Origin of the sequence: Shewanella sp. SM69 (genome assembly GCF_025653985.1) — a bacterium.
Taxonomy (GTDB): Bacteria; Pseudomonadota; Gammaproteobacteria; order Enterobacterales; family Shewanellaceae; genus Shewanella; species Shewanella oncorhynchi.
Map to the genome: position 1 here is coordinate 1 of NZ_JAKKRV010000031.1, position 18,718 is coordinate 18,718.

Annotated in this window: 19 protein-coding genes, 5 pseudogenes and 1 CRISPR repeat array; of the genes and pseudogenes, 13 read left to right on the top strand and 11 right to left on the bottom strand. The window is 41.5% G+C overall.

All coding sequences use genetic code 11. The features are described 5' to 3' along the window. The 3 genes and pseudogenes from L5M37_RS23315 to L5M37_RS23325 all read right to left on the bottom strand — a co-directional run. Positions 1-139, bottom strand: a pseudogene (locus L5M37_RS23315) (IS4 family transposase); the annotation flags it as partial. A gap of 102 nt (positions 140-241) precedes the next feature. Continuing rightward, complete coding sequence (locus L5M37_RS23320) at positions 242-682, bottom strand: hypothetical protein (protein ID WP_263201891.1); 441 nt, start codon at positions 680-682, stop codon at positions 242-244. A 338-nt stretch (positions 683-1,020) separates the two neighbouring features. Next, positions 1,021-1,508, bottom strand: a pseudogene (locus tag L5M37_RS23325) (hypothetical protein). 547 nt (positions 1,509-2,055) lie between these two features. Between L5M37_RS23325 and L5M37_RS23330 the strand changes: the two are divergent. Continuing rightward, the gene (locus tag L5M37_RS23330) at positions 2,056-2,235 is read left to right on the top strand and encodes a CCGSCS motif protein (protein WP_263179951.1); all 180 of its coding nucleotides are present in this window, start codon (positions 2,056-2,058) and stop codon (positions 2,233-2,235) included. Positions 2,236-2,621: 386 nt separating this feature from the next. After that, positions 2,622-3,788, top strand: coding sequence for a methyl-accepting chemotaxis protein (locus tag L5M37_RS24120; protein WP_317629908.1), 1,167 nt, complete (start codon positions 2,622-2,624; stop codon positions 3,786-3,788). Positions 3,789-3,908: 120 nt separating this feature from the next. Here the strand turns inward: L5M37_RS24120 and L5M37_RS23340 are convergent, their stop codons facing one another. The 3 genes from L5M37_RS23340 to L5M37_RS23350 are packed head-to-tail and all read right to left on the bottom strand — an operon-like array spanning position 3,909 to position 6,536. Then, complete coding sequence (locus L5M37_RS23340; protein WP_263178085.1) at positions 3,909-5,291, bottom strand: hypothetical protein; 1,383 nt, start codon at positions 5,289-5,291, stop codon at positions 3,909-3,911. A gap of 4 nt (positions 5,292-5,295) precedes the next feature. Continuing rightward, positions 5,296-5,895, bottom strand: a complete 600-nt coding sequence (locus tag L5M37_RS23345; protein WP_115014245.1) for an IS607 family transposase — start codon at positions 5,893-5,895, stop codon at positions 5,296-5,298. Next, positions 5,895-6,536, bottom strand: a complete 642-nt coding sequence (locus L5M37_RS23350; RefSeq protein ID WP_160242677.1) for a hypothetical protein — start codon at positions 6,534-6,536, stop codon at positions 5,895-5,897. The genes L5M37_RS23345 and L5M37_RS23350 overlap by 1 nt, the downstream gene beginning before the upstream one ends. Before the next feature lie 277 nt (positions 6,537-6,813). Between L5M37_RS23350 and L5M37_RS23355 the strand changes: the two genes are divergently transcribed. Together L5M37_RS23355 and nadS are read left to right on the top strand one after the other, a co-directional pair. After that, complete coding sequence (locus L5M37_RS23355) at positions 6,814-7,149, top strand: type II toxin-antitoxin system RelE/ParE family toxin (RefSeq protein ID WP_263178084.1); 336 nt, start codon at positions 6,814-6,816, stop codon at positions 7,147-7,149. Beyond that, a complete protein-coding gene (gene nadS / locus L5M37_RS23360) occupies positions 7,146-7,433 on the top strand; it encodes a NadS family protein (RefSeq protein ID WP_220733389.1) in 288 nt (95 codons plus the stop codon). The genes L5M37_RS23355 and nadS overlap by 4 nt, the downstream gene beginning before the upstream one ends. 624 nt (positions 7,434-8,057) lie before the next feature. Here nadS and L5M37_RS23365 read toward each other — a convergent pair. Continuing rightward, positions 8,058-8,348 (bottom strand): hypothetical protein, encoded by a 291-nt coding sequence (locus L5M37_RS23365; protein ID WP_261762706.1) that lies wholly within the window; start codon positions 8,346-8,348, stop codon positions 8,058-8,060. Between the two features lie 24 nt (positions 8,349-8,372). Further along, positions 8,373-8,675: a hypothetical protein gene (locus L5M37_RS23370; protein WP_220733653.1), complete on the bottom strand. Its 303-nt coding sequence runs from the start codon at positions 8,673-8,675 to the stop codon at positions 8,373-8,375. 443 nt (positions 8,676-9,118) lie between these two features. Between L5M37_RS23370 and L5M37_RS23375 the strand changes: the two genes are divergently transcribed. The 5 genes and pseudogenes from L5M37_RS23375 to cas2e all read left to right on the top strand — a co-directional run bounded on the left by L5M37_RS23375 (position 9,119) and on the right by cas2e (position 12,654). After that, a complete protein-coding gene (locus L5M37_RS23375; RefSeq protein ID WP_263178083.1) occupies positions 9,119-9,403 on the top strand; it encodes a hypothetical protein in 285 nt (94 codons plus the stop codon). Positions 9,404-10,031: 628 nt separating this feature from the next. Next, positions 10,032-10,556, top strand: a pseudogene (gene cas6e / locus L5M37_RS23380) (type I-E CRISPR-associated protein Cas6/Cse3/CasE); the annotation flags it as partial. A gap of 44 nt (positions 10,557-10,600) precedes the next feature. Beyond that, positions 10,601-11,434, top strand: a complete 834-nt coding sequence (locus tag L5M37_RS23385; protein ID WP_115014238.1) for a KilA-N domain-containing protein — start codon at positions 10,601-10,603, stop codon at positions 11,432-11,434. After that, positions 11,434-12,354: a type I-E CRISPR-associated endonuclease Cas1e gene (cas1e, locus tag L5M37_RS23390; protein ID WP_115014240.1), complete on the top strand. Its 921-nt coding sequence runs from the start codon at positions 11,434-11,436 to the stop codon at positions 12,352-12,354. The genes L5M37_RS23385 and cas1e overlap by 1 nt, the downstream gene beginning before the upstream one ends. A 12-nt stretch (positions 12,355-12,366) precedes the next feature. Next, entirely contained in the window at positions 12,367-12,654 is a 288-nt protein-coding gene (gene cas2e, locus L5M37_RS23395; protein ID WP_346347948.1) for a type I-E CRISPR-associated endoribonuclease Cas2e, read from the top strand. Between the two features lie 85 nt (positions 12,655-12,739). Then, positions 12,740-13,317: a CRISPR direct-repeat array (repeat unit 29 nt; unit sequence CTGTTCCCCGTAAGCACGGGGATAAACCG). A gap of 80 nt (positions 13,318-13,397) precedes the next feature. On the opposite strand, the pseudogene L5M37_RS23400 reads toward cas2e, so the two are convergent. Continuing rightward, a pseudogene (locus L5M37_RS23400) lies at positions 13,398-14,036 on the bottom strand (IS5-like element ISVpa3 family transposase); the annotation flags it as partial. Positions 14,037-14,325: 289 nt separating this feature from the next. Here L5M37_RS23400 and L5M37_RS23405 point away from each other — a divergent pair. Both L5M37_RS23405 and L5M37_RS23410 read left to right on the top strand, forming a co-directional pair. After that, on the top strand, positions 14,326-15,597 hold the full coding sequence (locus L5M37_RS23405) for a diguanylate cyclase (protein ID WP_263201892.1): 1,272 nt from the start codon (positions 14,326-14,328) through the stop codon (positions 15,595-15,597). 43 nt (positions 15,598-15,640) lie between these two features. Next, positions 15,641-17,674, top strand: coding sequence for a CHASE domain-containing protein (locus L5M37_RS23410; protein WP_263178081.1), 2,034 nt, complete (start codon positions 15,641-15,643; stop codon positions 17,672-17,674). A gap of 76 nt (positions 17,675-17,750) precedes the next feature. On the opposite strand, the gene L5M37_RS23415 is transcribed toward L5M37_RS23410, so the two are convergent. Further along, positions 17,751-17,900 (bottom strand): hypothetical protein, encoded by a 150-nt coding sequence (locus tag L5M37_RS23415; protein ID WP_263178087.1) that lies wholly within the window; start codon positions 17,898-17,900, stop codon positions 17,751-17,753. 6 nt (positions 17,901-17,906) lie between these two features. Further along, positions 17,907-18,188 (bottom strand): annotated as a pseudogene (locus L5M37_RS23420) (BLUF domain-containing protein); the annotation flags it as partial. On the opposite strand from L5M37_RS23420, the gene tnpA reads away from it, so the two are divergent. Together tnpA and tnpB are read left to right on the top strand one after the other, a co-directional pair. Beyond that, a complete protein-coding gene (gene tnpA / locus L5M37_RS24195; RefSeq protein WP_411569078.1) occupies positions 18,174-18,431 on the top strand; it encodes an IS66 family insertion sequence element accessory protein TnpA in 258 nt (85 codons plus the stop codon). The pseudogene L5M37_RS23420 and the gene tnpA sit on opposite strands and share 15 nt — an antisense overlap. A gap of 2 nt (positions 18,432-18,433) precedes the next feature. After that, positions 18,434-18,718: IS66 family insertion sequence element accessory protein TnpB (tnpB, locus tag L5M37_RS23430; protein ID WP_263201893.1), on the top strand; the 285-nt coding region annotated here is incomplete at its 3' end.

An 18,718-nucleotide genomic window follows, 5' to 3' on the forward strand; every position in this document is an offset into this window, starting at 1 on the left:
TTCGACCTAACTCAGTCAAGGTCAGTGTCTTACATTCAATCAGTGCCTTAGAGGCCAGCATCAAGCTGTTTAATCGTTTTAGGTGAAGTTCTGGGCAGTATTGGTGTAAAGAATGTTGTAGGATATTGGCTTCGCGCATCTTGTTGTCCAAGTGTAGTTTTTGGCGAAACCATTTGATCATGCAACAAGATGCGCTTCCACCCTAATTTGATGATTTATTTGTAAATCATCAGGGGATTCTTCAGTGCTGTGCCTGCATGTCCGTAATTGATTGGGCTAATTGCATAGCTTCGGCAGATTTTTCTGCCTTAGAGTCAATTAGTTGGGTGAGATTTTCGTAAATTGTTTTATATTCAATTAAATGACTAATAGCCTCATCTAATATGGCTGCTTCTGTAGCGTTGCTGTACTTGGATCTTTCAACTTCAAGAATTGAAGTCATCAATTCGATATTGTCTCCAAGTACTTGTTTGTCCTTTTCCTTCATCGAGCGAAGGTAGTTTTCCCGAGCTGCCTTCGTGTCTGAAATGACTTTGTTGAGGGATTGAATTGCAACCATTTTATCGCTGCTATCAATGGTATTTATTAGTCCCAGCCATCCTGTAATGGCTAAAACAAAGCTGAAAAAAATAACTATACCGAAACCTAAGCCCAGTTTGCCCGCAATTGAGATATTGCGCATTGTACCTTTTTCATCCTTATTTCTGCTGACAGTCTGACCATGTATATAACGTCCACAAGGCTAACCATGATGTAGTGTATTTACTCTAGATGGTTTCTTTGATTGGAAATCCTCATCAAACAGATCGATTGTTTGTTTAACCGCCCAAATTTAGCGAAATGTGAATGTTTTGCAATTGTAAAAATCACACAATATTAAAAAAATGTCATATCTATGACCTATATCATTAAATGAGTAACATAATGAATTAGGAGTAGCTCAAGTGGAGGCTCATGATACTGATGATAGACACGTGAAGAACTATTACACCTAAATAACTGATCCTAATACTGCTACATCTATGCTTTGCCGTGTCTATTCTCGGGAAATGGTGAAACGGTTTCTATGAAATGCCTTACCTTGCCGAGGAGTTCTCGGATGTTACTGCAACTATTATTGCGAGTTATCGTTTCATGCAGAGCAAGCTATAGCCGCTCTATTTTGTTGACCCACGGTGAATATACTGGTTGAACAGTAACCTGAATTTAGCTGCTCCAGCGGTTACGTTGGTAACCAAAGTACTGTGGACATAGCTGAATAAGCAAAGATAGGTAGAGTAATATTAGGGGCTATTGGCAAGATTGCTGGCAGCCAGCCACTGCGTCAAGGACTTAAGCCCATCAACGCCGCATCCGGTGTACCATCTTAACCAGCTACCGATACTGGAGCGTGTGGCACCAGTAGTATGATGAACGTCGGTAATCGACTGCCCTTGATGTAGCATCAACATAGCGATAAGACGTCGGGCTAAGTGCTTGTTCTTGGTTTTACTGATCAATTTCTGCAGTTGCTTGCGTTATGCGCGACAAAGTGGTTTTAAGATGGCCAATCTCAGTCCTCGACGAGTGGTGGGCTTGTTTGGCGATAGATCAGATCACTCAAACGGTAGTGTAAAAAATCTATGTAAGTGGGACTCTATTCATGTATTTAAAAGGAATAAAGAATGTCAATATTAGACCAGCTTATCGATCAGTTATTAGCTAGCTGATAACAAACCTCCTGAAGACTTGCTCGGCGAACAAGGTTGTCTGTCCGCTCTTTCTGCTGACTTGCACCTTTCAGTTTTAAGGAGTGATGTCGTGGTTAATAACTTAAAAAAATCAATATTTTGCTTGGAATTTGGCCAGCGTAAATCTATAGCCTATATAGCAAGTCTTTATTTTTATTCCGTTTTTTTAAATACTCTTAATAGTCAAGCCTAAAAATAAATTAAAACTATTTAAGCATTACGCAATAATGAATAGTTGACTAAAATACTCAACAAATATAACATGCGCAATATAAGCATGTTTAATGAATGCTAGTCCTAAATAGATTAAGTAGAGGTAGTTCTGATGAGTTCATCATTGACTAAGTTCACTAAAACTGATGATAAAACCAAAAATGTTACCCAATTTGTGCCGGACACGGATGATAATACTGCAACGGATACCAAAAACACTGAGCAACCTGAACAGGTAAAAACGGTAGAAAAACCTAAATCCCCTGGTTTTTGTTGTGGTTCTTGTTCATAAACCACTTGCTTTAGAATTTTAATATCAACTTACATGTATAGCAGGGCACTAATTAAAAAATAGCTTATGGTGCTTTTTATTAGAAATAATACATGCTTATTAATAAGCAATGGAAATAAGCTAGCAATGCTTATCTCTCTTCAAACTCATCTAGGCTATTTTTTGTTGTTTATGGTTGATATAAAAATGACTAATAGTCAAGTTTTTCTCAGTCGATATGATTCTTCGAATACTTATGATTGGTTTTCGAATACATAGGCCAGAATTCATTCGACTTAATATGCCATGAATATTTTAGATCACGCCTAAATGATATTATTTGTCAGCTAATTTTAAAAGTATATTCAAACTTTTAAAAAAGATACTACGAAAACATAGAGGAAAATATGCGTTCATTATTTATTCGCATGAGGTTTATCCATTGGTTAGGTGCTATTGTACTTTTCATGAATGCAACCTTCTTCACAGATCTAATATTTTCACAGATCATTCAGTACATTATTACAATATTTTTGATTATTCATGATATTGATGAAAAAGTTTGGGGAGTTGACTCCTTAAAAAAAGTTACCGAATACATGAAACACTTTGAAAGAAAAGATCTTTCAGTTCCATGTACCATCAATAGCTTATATAACAGTGAAATGGAAAAAGTTCTTAGTGTTATCAATACATTTAGAGAAAATGTAAAAATTGCACTAATCGATATTCAGCAACAGGCCATAGCTTCTGATGAAATATCAGATCTTCTAAAAGTTAAAGCGCAAAAAATTTCATCGCGTATCAAAGAGCAAGATAATCGGGTCAGTATTCTCACTTCACAAATAGAGGCCTTAGATCAAACCTCTCTAGCACTACAAGCTAAAGCAGAAAAAACACGTGAACAAGTAGAAAATACGCAAATAGGGCTTGTTCGATCAAACGAATATATGGGGGCTATGGTTAAAGATTTAAGCTCGTTTATTGCAAGTAATGATGAACTCCAAGAAAAATTTTATCAACTTTCTCAACAAACAAAAGCCATTGAGGGAGTGGTATCCGTTATTAATAACCTAGCCGATCAAACCAATCTATTGGCTTTAAATGCTGCCATTGAAGCCGCTAGGGCTGGAGAGCATGGACGAGGCTTTGCCGTTGTTGCCGATGAGGTCAGAAATCTAGCCAAATCAACCCAAAGTAGTTTAGATGAAATTAATCAAATTATATCAGGAATATCTAAAGCGGTTCTTGATGCTGGTCATCATATGAAATCACAAACATCTGCAATTGTTCTACTATCGGATTACACAACAACGAGCCAGTCAGAATTAGGCGTTGCATGTAAAAACATCAGTGAAATTTTAACTTTGATTGGGCAAGATAGAACAAATAATAATTTGGATATCCTCTATGTAAATAGATTAGTTGGTGATGTAAGTAAGGAAATTGAGGTGCTAAAACACCTCTCAAGCTCCAACTCAAATGATTGCATCGAATTAGAGCAGCAGGGCCATAGCTTAACTCAAGTTACTGAAAAAATTGTTCGCCAATTAGGGATGTTTAAAACTAAATAGTAGCATAACTTAAAGTGCCCAATTGGGTTGACCAGAACAACTTTCCTTGCATTAAAGGAAAATTCTAGAAGACTAAAAATAACTACTTCATTCCAAAAGCTACTGTTCCTTAAAATGTAGTCAAACATACTCAAGGACTAATTCGCACTCTGTTAATGTCTTGTTGCCAAGCGTGTAACTAGAGCCTGAGTCGGTCAGTTCCGACTTATAGCGGTCAGTCCGTTCTTGCAATATGCGCTTTACAGTTTTGTAAGGCGTATAACGACTTATCTCATTGTCGTTTAATCTTGCAAGCACGTTTCTCGCAGCATTCCAATCAGCTTGCACAACTTCCCCATTGAAACGGTGAAAACGATCTCCCTTACGTGTGCCTATTAAAAGGCCATGCAAGAAAGAATCACTTTGCGAAGTATATGCAGAATTGACTAGATGCACCGTAGAACCTCTACGGTGAGATATACCTGTTAGGGCATCGGCTAATAAGCCTTTAACCCATGTGTTTAAACGTCTATTGGTATTTTTACCATAGCTACGCTTACTTTGGATTGGTGCGGTTAAATCCTCCGCAACAATCACTTTGGCTTTATCAACCAACTTGTGAGTTGCTGTAAATATCAATGTCTTGAGCTTTGCTTTCTGAGCATCTTGCCTTTTATCTAGCTTCTTGCGACCTAGATTATTTAACTCAATTTTCTGTTTCTTGTGCGGTTTGGCTTTAGAAATCGCTCTGAGCTTATTTCTACGTTTGTACTTTTGATTTAGGTAGTCTGATTCACTTGAGATCAATTTACCTAAACCATTGCCATATACTTCACCATCAGAATCCACAAAGGCTTCTGAATAACCTTTATCAACACCTACGGTTTTCTGACCACAATCCTGTGTTTCAACTGCATCATAAGTTGAGTGAACTTCAACATTACCGTTTTTTAGAATGATTCTAAGTGTGCCTTGTGGCGCAAAATCAACAGTGGTGTTTAGTGGAATTTTAATGGTTTGTCGAGGGACTAGACTCGGCACTTTAAGCCAACATTGACCATTTAACTCAAAAGTTTTACACATATCCGCACGAACAATAATTTGATTATGTGTGTGATTAACACCATGCTTAAAGTGATTACGCATTTGACGATGGAGGAAATTATCAGTCATCCATTCATCTTTTTTAAGCAAGGTGTATAGTCTTTTTTGTTCATTATTACAGGAGGTGCGTTTTCGGATCGCCTGCTTTACTTTGTCTTTTGATGCTTCTCGATAGGCTTTAATATCACCTACGCAATCACGTAGCGTTTCTTTCCACGCATTTGCAGAAACACCAAAGTCACGACTTTCTTTCATCCACGCATCACGAATGGTTCTGTCGCTGATATTTAAACCTGCAACAGCACCATATTTAGCCCACACTTCGCTACGAACACGATCAAGTAAAACAGCTTGTTTTTCAAGTTGCTTGTACTTTTGCACATTCAAGTTTTTACAGTGATGGATGCGTGTTAGTTTCAAAAAGTTATTCCTTACTATTCACTAATTCTTTAACTTTTTCTTTGTATTTTCTTAATCCATAAAGTCGAGAAGAAAAACAATGAATAATCGCTAAAAGGTCTTGAGTTACTTCTTCCGTTGGGGAAAAAGATTCTTGATTCATAATAATAATTTTACAACCATGTCTTTCAGCAAAAGATTCAAACCACTCAAAACCAAAACGCACCAAACGGTCTTTGTGAGCGATGACAAGCATTGAAACTTTACCCATTTCAATATCAAGAAAAAGCTGATTGAATTTCTTTCTTTTATAATTCAAACCACTTCCAATCTCTGACACCCAATCATCAACAGCATAGCCATTTACAGTACAAAAAGTTTCTAAAGCTGACACCTGATTAGCTAAATCGGGCTTTTGAGCAACACTAGATACCCTTGAATAAACAATTACTGACGATTTAGCTTCCGTTGCTTTTATACCGATATATTCAAGGTATTGATCGTGCGTGTAGTATCTGCGATTTTTAGGATTTCGACATGCAACCAAAATACCTTCGGCATCCCATCTTTGTAGAGTTTTAACCGACTTCCCAATCATTTCACCGAATTTAGCAGGAGAATACATTAATCAATCTCCGCTAACTTCTTGAAATCCTCAAGTGTATAGTCTTTAAATATGGATTCATCACAATATATGGCTAGATCATTGTCTTCATCCCATCCACAGATAGGGCATGTATAAGGGGATGATGCGACTCCTAGCTGATTATATTTTAATAAAATATCGTCACAAACCTCATAAAGTTCTGAATCCTCATGATGATCAACAACTTCAAGGAAAATTAGTTCACTAATATTTTCTGCAAATTTTTTGTATTTTTCAGGCACTTCTAGTTGATATAGCTCTACTAAATCATCTAGTTTTTTAGCGCAAGCATCACCAAAAATCTCTAATAATTTTTCCTCATATTCTTGACAGCGCATACCTTGTCCTGAAACGTGAGTACATTCAGAAAAGCCTGTATTTGCATTAATAAAATCAGCATAGGTGGGGCATTTATCGGAGAGTGATTGATTTGTTTTTTCAGGGTACGAAGAACAATCATAGCCTAAATCTACAATATCGGTTTCATAGAAATCATTCTTTGACCACTCACCATAGACCCATGATGCAAATTCCTTAATAAACCCATCTTTATTTTCAGGGGATACAAAATAAGCAAGGTCTTGCTCTACTTTCTTTAAGCTTTCAGTCAAGTATTTCATTGCAAGTTTTTTTTAAAATTTAATACCTAAATTGTATATGTTTGACTATATTTGTCAATATAATTATTTGCTATCAATCACTCCTCTCAGCAGTATACGGCGCTGGTGAAATGGAACAACTGTAATGCATTTTTTAGTATATGAGTTCTGTTGGCCTCCCTGATATTTATAAAGTACGCATAAGCGTTAGCCTAAAGCCAGTGTAAAATGGCACTGTGTTGAATACTACAAATCAAAAGCGTACAGTGTACACCTTTAAAAAAGCCTAAAGATTTTGATGAGCCATGCTATTGAGTTTGTCGAAACCTCGATCTTTACAAGACAGACCAATAAGCTAGCAACAGATGACGAACTAAAGGATTTGCAAGCAGAGCTTATTGCCCTGCAAGATAAAGGCGATTTTATCAAAGGTACAGGTGGCTTGCGAAAGGTTAGAATGGCAGTTGGCAACAAAGGAAAGAGTGGCAGTATACGAGTACTATACCTACTTGCTCTGGCTGACAAGATTTACTTGATACTCGCTTATCCAACATCAGTTAAAGATAGCCTAACTGCGGAAGAAAAGGCCAAGTTAAAACAAATAGTACATTCACTAAAAGGAGAGGAAAAATGAGTATATTTAACGAACTTCAAGCCTCCCTTGAGGAAGCGGTAGAAATGCATCATGGCCTCAAAAATCCCGCCAGAGTTACTCATTATGAAGTTGTCAACGTTAAGTCAATCCGTGAAGATTTACTTAAAGTAACTCAGGCCGAATTTGCTGCGACGATGGGAGTCAGTTTAGACACAGTTAAAAGCTGGGAAGGCAAACGCCGCAATCCAGCAGGATTGGCAGCTAAAGTGCCTGCGACGATTCAACAAAATCCCAAAATCTACGCAGCTCTTGCCGCTCACTAATATTATTCAAAGGCCCTTCTTGGACCTTTGAATTTTCCCCCTAATCTGAATCTGTTCTAAAAATGTTTTGGGACAGAAGTGATCAATTGCGCTAGAGCTACTAATATCTTAAGCATTCGGTAGCTGTGATAAATGTGTTTGCTATAATATTAACCATAGCCGTGGTGATGAGAATAAGCGTTGGAAGGAATAAATTATGACCATTGTTGATTATATCTTAGTATCATCCCCAGGGCCGGATTATACATTGTTAAATTGGTTAACAAACCTATCCAGTCGAACGAATTTCATTCGATTATGGATGATTTATATCAATCAATAATCTCGCATTAAGTCGACTTAAGAACAAAATAGCTAAATGTTAACAGAATTTACAAAGCATAATCTCACCCTGGTATCATCCCCGTTGCTGTTAGTGGTAGCTTTAGGTGTAATGTATTTTAAAAATCATCATAAAGACTCTAACTAATAAAATTTTCATTATAAAAAAGCCTTGTAAAAACAAGGCTTTTTTATGCCATAAATTTGGTTTTGTTATCTAACCCCTCGATTTGGAAATCGTCCGGATAGTTAAGAAAGCAAAACCGGTCAAAAAATTTATAACACAATTTTGCATTGCAAAAATTATCTGCGTCGTCTAAAAAAAGCGCTTGGCAGATAAAACAATGGAAATAACACAGTATAAACAACTGCATAAAATGCACTGTGCGGCTTTTTTGAAGCGAAATATTTACAATAGCCCCAATAGCCTATCAGCGTAAAAGTAAACGAAACGGAGGCCGCCACAAGATATTGGCTCGATAGGGTGACATCGGACTCCTGAATCGCAAGCCAGGCAAAACCCAGCATACAAGATGAGATGATCACACACGGCAACGCATGGGCCCAAAACGCATTCAACGATGCTTTATCCATTAAAAACAACCTCTCGACTACAATTTATGCTTCTCTAATCATTGAAAAGCCATGCTTAATCCCACTAAGGCACTCTCTTTCAATATGCTTTTCACTACCCGCTAATGAGGCAATAGCTATGCCGATCTCATTAGCCAAATCACATACCTCAATATCCTTCTTAGGAAGATCACTTAATGCTGTGGTTATCCTGGTAATGAATATTTCAACATCAACTCGATTTGATACCGTGGCTTGTTCACGCAAGTAAGCCTCAAGAACGGCAGGATTGGCGAGCGCCGCAGCTTTAACTTCAGCAAATGGAATACCTTTAACTTTGTTATTCACTATTCACCACCTTGATTTTGTAACATTTTCATGTATTGATGATGCTAAATATCTATTGCGTAGGTAAGGAATTGAGCGCCAGAATGGAGCTAATATATTCAACTGAATAGGGCAGTCTGATTTATTAAGGCATGTCGACTTCACACATCCTGCCCTTTACTCTGATACTCCAATAAAAACTGCTATCTTGCTGTGTTTTTATTGAGTAAGAGCTATTCCTTAAACCCTTTGTATAAAACCACTCCAGATGCGAGAACTAAACCAAGTGTCACTAACATGATTAAGATAGACCATAGTTGTAGCTCACTCATAATATACCTCTACTCAATTGGTGTTCTTCCTCGTTGTTAATGATAACAATCACCCCCATGAAGGAGCAATGTAAATACCGTTACGTTCAGGCCAAAATAGTTTATCTAAAAGGGTAATGTTGCGACTTATAAATGACCGTTACTGTAGAAATAACATGCACTCTTTTTGCATTGCAAATTTATCTCTCAAAAATAAAGCTGGCCGTTAAAAAGTTAAACCTACACAGCGATTTGGTCATCGAATACCACATAATCAAAAAAAGGCTTAAAAGTCAACGTGCTAGCATTTATTTTCAAACAGAGCAAGCAAATGAAAATGGATATTTAAAGAATTTTTTGGGATGTGTAATGACTCAAACACCAGTAGAAGCATTAATAGCAGCAACCACAAGTCTTACTCAATACCTCCTCCGCTAGCTGCCAATGGCAGGAAATGACATCATCCACCTTAAAGGTAGTAGATGTCATTTATTGACTAAATCAATCTATTTTTCTTGCCTAACATCATCAGGCTTCTTCGTTTCCTTGGTAAACGAAGAGACCGATACTAACTGCCTATTGTAATACTGGTATGTAGTAATTACGGTAACTATGCTTGTATTGGTTTCGTATGTGTAAGTGGTAGTTACATCGCATGCACCATTAGCAGTAGAACCACTTGGAGGAGTATCAGCACCTAGCAGCGTAACATTTTGCACAGTAGAAGCTGGGGGTGGCTACTAATTTTGCTGATTTATCCAAATGAAACGTATAAGACGACAGAATGGACTCTCACAAGTCCTGACAACTAATGTGGCTTGTTCAAGTTGTTTATTATAGAAAACCTTTTCACAATATTTCTCTTGGCATAGTCCCCGTGCTGACGGGGAACGGATAAAATGCTATAGTTCACCATAATGCCACTCGCTTAAGACTGAGTGGCATTTTTACTTCGATATTTGAGGCTGTTCATAATTCTGTGTCAGGTTAATTTCACCGTTTTCTTGAGCATCACACGCGAGTTGCTGGGTCGCTTCCTCTTTGGGGGTAAAATCGGGCCTTATGGCAACTTTTTCCTGACCGGCCAACTGATGAGCGGGATTTCTTGTTTCGGGTGGAAGAGCTGCAACGAGGTAAAGGCGCGATGGCGTTGCTTTTATCTGCGGAGCAGCCACATTCAGCATCTGTCGCTGAGGTGATTGCTAGCAAGCCGATGCCGCAAAATATAGCCGCTGGGGCAAGGTTACGGTTTCGCTTGCGTGCTAACCCCGTTAAAGCCATAAAAGACTCTAAGCGGCTTGATAAAAATGGCGAAGCTAAAAGTATTCGTGTGCCGTTAATTCACGAAGAAGAACAGCTCAAGTGGTTGTTAAGAAAATTTGCTGGTGTTGCTGAGCTTGAAACAGCAAGGGTTTGGCAAGAGCCTGCATTATTTTTTCGTAAGCAAGATATGGGTGGTAAAATTCAACCAGTTTGTTTTGAAGGTGTACTTACCGTGTTGGATAACCAAGCTTTATTTGAGTTGCTTAGGCAAGGTATTGGCCCAGCGAAAGCTATGGGCTGTGGCTTGTTGTCGTTGGCTGCGGCCTGATGTTACTGCGCCGGGTGTAATAACCTAACTCACGGAGGATAACCATGGCAGCAAAACTCGAAGTATTGGATCAACAAATTGCGACTGATACGAGGGCGGGAATTGAGTATATCTGTATTACCGATATTGCTCGCTATAAAAACCAGAGTCATACGGATGATTTAATTCGTAACTGGTTGCGTAACCGCAATACCATCGAGTTTTTGGGAATTTGGGAGCAACTTAACAACCCCGATTTTAAACCCGTCGAATTCGACGGGTTTAAAAAGCAAGCAGGGTTGAACAGTTTTACTTTAACGCCAAAACAGTGGATTGAACAAACCGGTGCCATCGGGCTGATTTCCAAGGCGGGCCGTTATGGCGGTACCTATGCTCAAAAAGACATCGCTTTTGAATTTGCCAGTTGGATCTCAGTTGAATTTAAGCTGTATTTGATTAAAGAGTTTCAACGCTTAAAAGAACAAGAATTCCAGCAGCTTGGCTGGGATATCCGGCGTAACCTGGCCAAGGTAAATTACCTTATTCATACCGATGCCATTAAACAAAACCTGATCCCTGATACCTTAACCCCAGCGCAAATCAGTCATGTCTATGCAGACGAGGCCGATTTGTTGAATATGGCGCTGTTTGGCGTTACAGCCAGGCAATGGCGGGAGCAAAACCAAAATTCAAAAGGCAATATGCGTGATCATGCCAATGTTCATCAACTGGTGTGCCTGGCTAATCTGGAAACGATGAATGCCTATTTAATCCAGCAAGGCATTACCGCAACAGAGCGCTTGCAGCAGTTGAATGCGCTGGCCATTTCGCAAATGACGATATTAAGCCGCCAGGCGTTACCTTTCTCGAAGCTGCAAAACAGTGACGGCGGTAACTAATGGCCTTTATTCCGCTTAAACCTATACCGCTAAAAGAGCGTAACTCAATGCTTTTTATTGGTATGGGCCGTATCGATGTGAAAGACGGCGCCTTTGTGGTGATAGATGAAGTAAACGGCGAGCGGATGCATATTCCGGTAGGTTCTATCGCCTGTTTAATGCTGGAGCCGGGTACGCGTATTTCACATGCTGCGATGAAGCTGGCGGCAGAGGTAGGTACCTTAATTACCTGGGTTGGTGTGGGCGGGGTGCGGTTTTACTCAGCTGGCCAGCCGGGCGGGGCGCGCTCTGACAAATTGCTGTATCAGGCCAAGCTGGCGCTGGATGAACAACTGCGCTTAAAAGTAGTGCGTAAAATGTTTGAACTTCGCTTTGGTGAGGAAGCCCCACAGCGGCGCAGTGTGGATCAGCTACGCGGTATCGAAGGCGCACGGGTGCGGCAAACCTACCAGCTACTTGCGAAACAGTACGGTGTGCAGTGGAATGGCCGCAAGTATGATCCAAAAGACTGGGAAGCCGGTGACATAGCCAACCAATGTATTAGTGCTGCTACAGCATGTCTGTATGGCATTACGGAAGCGGCGATACTGGCCGCAGGTTATGCGCCAGCCATAGGTTATTTGCATACCGGTAAACCACTGAGTTTCGTTTACGATATCGCTGATATTATTAAATTTGATACCGTGATTCCTTTAGCCTTTCGCATTGCAGCAAAAAGCCCTTTCGCGCCGGAAAAAGAAATTCGTTTAGCCTGTCGTGATTTATTTCGCACCGATAAAACACTAAAACGGTTAATCCCATTAATAGAGGAAATACTGACCGCCGGTGAAATTACCCCGCCAGAGCCTTACCCCGATGCGCAACCGCCAGCATTACCTGAGCCGCCCTCAATTGGCGATACCGGACACCGGAGTAGCTAAATGAGTATGTGCATGATCGTAACAGAAGCGGTGCCACCAAGGTTACGCGGACGTTTGGCAGTATGGTTGCTGGAGGTAAGAGCTGGTGTGTATGTTGGCGATGTAGGGCAGCGCGTGCGCGAAATGCTGTGGCAACAAGTTGAAGGCATGGCTGAAGACGGCAATGTGGTAATGGCCTGGGCTACTAATACTGAATCAGGATTTGATTTTATTACCTACGGCAATAACCGGCGGCAACCTGTTGATTTTGATGGGTTAAGACTGGTTACCTTTTTGCCTGAGCCAGAAAAAAGCAATTAGCCAATTAGCTCTTTAACAAGCCGGAAAAATTGGTAGAAAAAAGCAGGCACTTTTTTCTATTATAAATCAGGTATATACTTTTAGTCTGTTCCCCGTAAGCACGGGGATAAACCGGTTCCAGAATACTGCTGGTGTGGATCAGTTAACTGTTCCCCGTAAGCACGGGGATAAACCGCATGCACAATCACGCTCAGCGCTTGAACACTACTGTTCCCCGTAAGCACGGGGATAAACCGCGCAGCATCACGAAACGCGTTCGCTAGCTTGACTGTTCCCCGTAAGCACGGGGATAAACCGCACCCGGCTTCCCTGTGCAAAGTTGTAACATTCTGTTCCCCGTAAGCACGGGGATAAACCGTCGATTCGACAGGCGTTTTGTAGCTCAATGGACTGTTCCCCGTAAGCACGGGGATAAACCGGTATAGTATTGTTGGAAGTAGTTAATGAACGACTGTTCCCCGTAAGCACGGGGATAAACCGCAGACAAGAAGATTTGGGATCGCATTGTAGAGCTGTTCCCCGTAAGCACGGGGATAAACCGGCTATATGCCCTATAGACGGTTGTCAGACATGCTGTTCCCCGTAAGCACGGGGATAAACCGCGTATTTCATTGCGGATTTTAGCGATTTGCTCCTGTTCCCCGTAAGCACGGGGATAAACCGATATGAGCTCAACAATTATTGTCGGTGCAACGTAAGCGTAACGCCAACCACACCTTGCGGTGTGGCTGGCGTTACGCTTACAGTGGAACAGCTCGCTTGAACCGTATGGCATCGTAGCAATCCCTTGTGTCATAAGCGCCATCGCCAGATATCTCGATAATTCTTCGGCGGGTTTGCTTGAGCAAGTTAGGGAGGACTTCTGCATCGGTAACATTAGATAAACTCAGTTCTGCCGCGACGATTTCGTGAGTGCTGGTGTCTACCGCTAAATGCAACTTTCTCCAGACTCTACGCTTCCCGTCAGTACCATGCTTCTTGACCTTCCATTCACCTTCGCCATAAACCTTGAGACCTGTTGCATCAATAGCTAGATGCTGTATTGCACCTCTACTCTTTGGTTTAAATGAAACCTCGACTTGCTTAGCTCTTCGACTGATACAACTGTAATGTGGGCAGACTATAGGGACGTTAGCCAATGAAAAAACAGAATCGATAAACCCTTGCAATGCTCTCAACGGCATTGAGAAAACTCGTTTCACCATAAGCGCAGTAGTAATGGCTAAGTCGCTGAACTGACGAGGTCTACCTCGTTTATTTTGTTTGCTCTGCTTCCACTGGCGAATGGCTTCTTCATCAATCCAGAAAGTGAGTGAACCGCGGTTGATTAAGGCTTTGTTGTACTGTTTCCAGTTCGTTGTTTTGTAGCGAGGTTTCGGCATGAGACTAGGATGATTAACTTACTTAGCCGATCAGATCGCAACCTTCTGATTTAGTTCCCTCGAATTACGCAAAGCCATATATCTTTACCATAATTTACTAGCAAATCAATTAGATATAGGTTGTATAAGATTATCAAGAGAATAACCGATGATTTGAAAAGCGTTGAGTGTCCATAACGGTGTCAAAAACATACTTTTGTTATAATAATCAAAAAAATTTATACTTAAGGCCTTGATTATGTAAGCTGTTCATGTCAGTCTTTTGTTTTCAGCGGAAGAGAAAAATTCGATGGGAAGTTCTGAACTTAGCTTGCTGAAAATGGCGATTATGCAGTCTTGGAACGCGGTTGTGATTACCAGTGCTGACAGGGCAGCAGGATATCCTGTAAAAATTGCGAACCCTGCTTTTTGTCAGATGACAGGTTACGCAATTGATGAGTTGTATGGTCAGTCATTGAAGATGTTACAAGGCCCTGCTACAGATCAGGAGGTGATTAACCGGCTTAGAAGTTGTCTTACCAGTGGTGAATACTTCGAGGGTATGACTACTAATTACCGCAAAGACGGTTCGCCATATTTGGTGCGCTGGAATATCTCACCGGTACGAGATGAGGTGGGTGACATCACGCACTTTGTTTCAGTGCAGCAAGATATGACTGCTTATGCCAAGGTAGAAGAGACCAGTAAAATTCTTGGTCAGGCACTGGATGTCGCAGCAGAGCCGATACTCGTTACCGATGCGCATGCAAAGATAATCTTTGCTAATCAATCGTTTATCCAGGTTAGCGGTTGCGAAGAATCAGAATTAATCGGCAATACACCAACACTTTTCAAGTCAGGCTTACACGACGATGACTTTTATAAGAACGTAAAAGCGTCTTTAATGACAGCAAAGACGTTCCAGGCAATTTTCATTAATAAACGTAAAGACGGTACCTTGTATCATTCTGAGCAGAGTATCTCCGCTATCAAAGACCAAGCAGGTAACATTACTAACTATGTTAGTGTTGGAAAAGATGTCACTGAGCGACTTCGTGAAGAGCAGGCGCTTCGTGAATCGGCAACAGTGGATCAACTAACTGGTTTGTTTAACCGCAATCATGGTAAGGCGTTGTTAAGTGAGGCTTATAGCTTTACTCTTAGCCGGGAAGAGTCCATGAGTCTCATTCTTTGCGATATTGACCACTTTAAGCAGATTAATGATAGCTTTGGGCATCCTGTTGGTGATCAGATTTTAGCTCAAGTATCGGGTCTGCTTCGAAAGTCGGTTCGGGGTAATGATAGGGTAATTCGTTGGGGCGGCGAGGAGTTTTTGATCCTGCTTGAGAATTGCACTGATATGGTCGCGGCAGAATTAGCTGAACGTTTGCGATTGCGAATTGCTTCAGAGCAGTTTCAGAATGTAGGCAAGGTCACCGTGTCACTGGGAGTTGCATCATTATTTCAGAAAGAAAGTTTAGAGCAGCTGATCAGCCGTTGCGATGAAGCCTTGTATAAGTCAAAACGTAATGGTCGAAACCAACTAACGTTAGCTACCATGAACGAGTTTCCAAAAAATTGAACGACATATCACCTGCACGTGAAATACCATCAAGTAAAATGATATGTGGTCTGAGATTTGGAACATATCTAGCAAGAATGCATTAGGGAAGTCGAGCCATGCCATCCAGTTTCTATTGGCTGTAGTGGTTTTTGTTCTTGGGCTGGGCTCCACTGCTGTGATATATCAAATTATTGTCAATTCTGTCCACGAACGTGAGCAAGTCTATTTCGAGTTCCGAGCCCGGGAAGCTGTTGAGCGAATTAAGAGCCGTATGGCAGCCTACCAACAGGTACTTCGTGGCACGGCAGGTATTTTTAATATTTACAAAATTGTCGACCGACATCAATTTAGAGATTATTACGAGCGTCAGGCTCTTGAACGCTACTTACCTGGCATCCAAGGTATTGGATTTGCCAAGGCAATTCATCCATTAGAACTGCAGGTACATATTGAACAAATTCGTGCTGAAGGGTTTCCATCCTACAGCGTACTCCCTGAAGGCCAAAGAGATCTTTATTCCTCGATAATCTATCTTGAGCCATTCTCGGGGCGTAACTTGAGGGCGTTTGGCTATGATATGTACTCTGAGCCCGTGAGACGCTTCGCCATGCAACGGTCAATGGACACTGGTGAAATGATGCTCTCCGGTTGGGTTCGACTGCAGCAGGAAGTCGGAGTTCATGAGCAAACAGGGTTTCTGATATATCAAGCCGTGTATGATAAAGACCTACCGGCTGCTACGGTGGCAGAGCGCCGGGCAAGTTTGCTGGGTTGGGTATATGCACCGTTTCGCATGACTGACTTCCTGGAAGGACTTATGGGAGAGCAAGAGCGCGATCTGGTTATAGACATCTTCGATGGTAAAGAATTGCGTGCTGCGGCGCAAACTCACTTTGGTAGTTTAAATAGAGATGATGTCTGGCCAGAGTTTGAGTCAGTCCATCAGTTAGATTTGCTGGGGCAAACCTGGACATTACGCATTCAAGCAAGTAAGAGCCTTTTGCAACGAGTCGAGACCGGGTTGCCGAGAGTTATTGTTTTAACTGGTGTCATGTTGAGTGGTATGTTGTCTGTTTTAGTTTTTATACTAATTTCAGGCCGGTCGAGAGCAGAAGCTCTGGCGAGGGAGATGACAGAGGACCTTTCAATGGAAAGGGCTAGATTGAATGCTTTTCTGGAAGGTACCCGTGTTGGCACCTGGGAGTGGCATATTCAAACTGGTGAAACTGTATTTAACCATAAATGGGCAAAGATTATTGGCTACAAGCTTGAAGAGCTTGAGCCAATCTCCATAGAAACTTGGATCAAACTCACACACCCGGACGATTTTAAAAAGTCAGAACAGTTGCTCAAGCAACACTTTTTGGGTGAGACACCTTTTTATGAGTGCGAGGCTCGCATGCGTCATAAGGACGGACACTGGGAGTGGGTTCTTGACCGTGGCAAGGTTGGGAAGTGGGATGATGAAGGTAAGCCCATCATTATGTATGGCACCCATCAGGATATCACCCGCAGTAAACTTCAACTGGAAACTTACTACCGAGGGGCCTATCACGACGTTTTGACTGACCTCCCTAACCGACAATTGTTTAATGACCGCATTTCGCAGGCACTTGCCCTGGCAGAGCGCGAAAAAACGCATCTGGCTGTGTTCTTCATTGATCTGGATGGGTTTAAGACAGTCAACGATATCTATGGTCATGAAGCCGGCGATGTTGTGCTTAAAACGGTAGCTAAGAGTATTGAACAGTGCATACGCGCATCGGATACGCTTGCCAGATTAGGAGGAGATGAGTTCGTAGTGCTGCTTCAAGATATCGTTGACGAACAAGAGGCTATCGATAAGGCGACTAAGTTCATTGCCGAAGTTAAGTCCCCCATATCTCTGCCTGCTGGTAGCGAAGCAAACATTTCGATGAGTGTTGGTATCGCGCTCTACCCACAGCATGGGATAACAAGCGAACAACTTTGTAAGCGGGCTGACCAAGCAATGTATCAGGTGAAAAAAGGCTCAAAAAATGGTGTGTTAGTTTATCAGAACGATGGTTCAATCAATTTAGCTTTAGAGAGCACTGTTATAAACAGTACGTTGTAGCTTATTGAATCCTTAAGCTCGTTATTATTATTTTGTTACAGGCGTGCGCCGCGCTCGATGCTCTGAAACAAGCCTCTCATTTAACAAGGTCTTGATGCTGCCTAATCAATTCATCTAGCGTTGATACAATGCTCGCTCCTGCTTCTTTAATCTGAATTTCATCTTTTGAGCCAAGCAGGCCATCAAGATTAAACCGTGCTTTATCCTCAATTCCAGCAAGCGCCATTGACCAGTCAGCAAAGTTTCTCTCATCTAATGGCTCGAAGTGAAGAACCGTTACATCAGTATGTCTGTCATCTAGTTGAATAATTTCGAAAAGTTATTCTAAAGACTCTTCCGAGCCTTCAATCACCTGACAAAAATATCCCCCAGAGTAGAGAAGGGCACCCGTAATTCCCCTAGCCGGGTTATTTCGGTGAGCCGATTCCAAAATTTTTCCTATTTCCTTCTGAACGTTTTCAACCGAACCTGAGGTAGAACAACCAAACAATGGCTGGCGCTGTTTGACCAGCAAAAAACCAGTGGGTTAACTCAAACCGAATTTGCAAAACAGCAAGGCATTGACCCAACCTATTTCAGTTATCGTAAGCGGCAACTTCTCGCCTGGCAACACGAAGACGATAGCGGCTTTGTCGAGCTGACCACTCAAGGCATGTTGCTTAGCCAGCCAATGCTGCTGAAAAAGCACGATGTAGAGCTGCACTTACCGTCAGGCACGGATGCCTTGTGGTTAGCTGCGTTGCTCCGGGCGCTTTAATCATGAAGATGTTTATCGACCCGCCCAAAATCTACCTGCATAAACAGCCGGTCGACTTTCGTAAATCCATTAATGGCTTATCGTTGCTGGTCGAGCAAGAGATGCAGCTCTCGCCATTTAGCGGCGCACTGTTTGTGTTTTGTAATCAGCAGCGTACCCGGTTAAAAGTACTGTACTGGGATAGCACCGGGTTTTGCCTGTGGTACAAACGGCTTGAAAAAGACAAGTTCCGCTGGCCACGGCAGATGCCTGGCAAAATACTGTCTATTAGCGAGCAGCAATGGCAT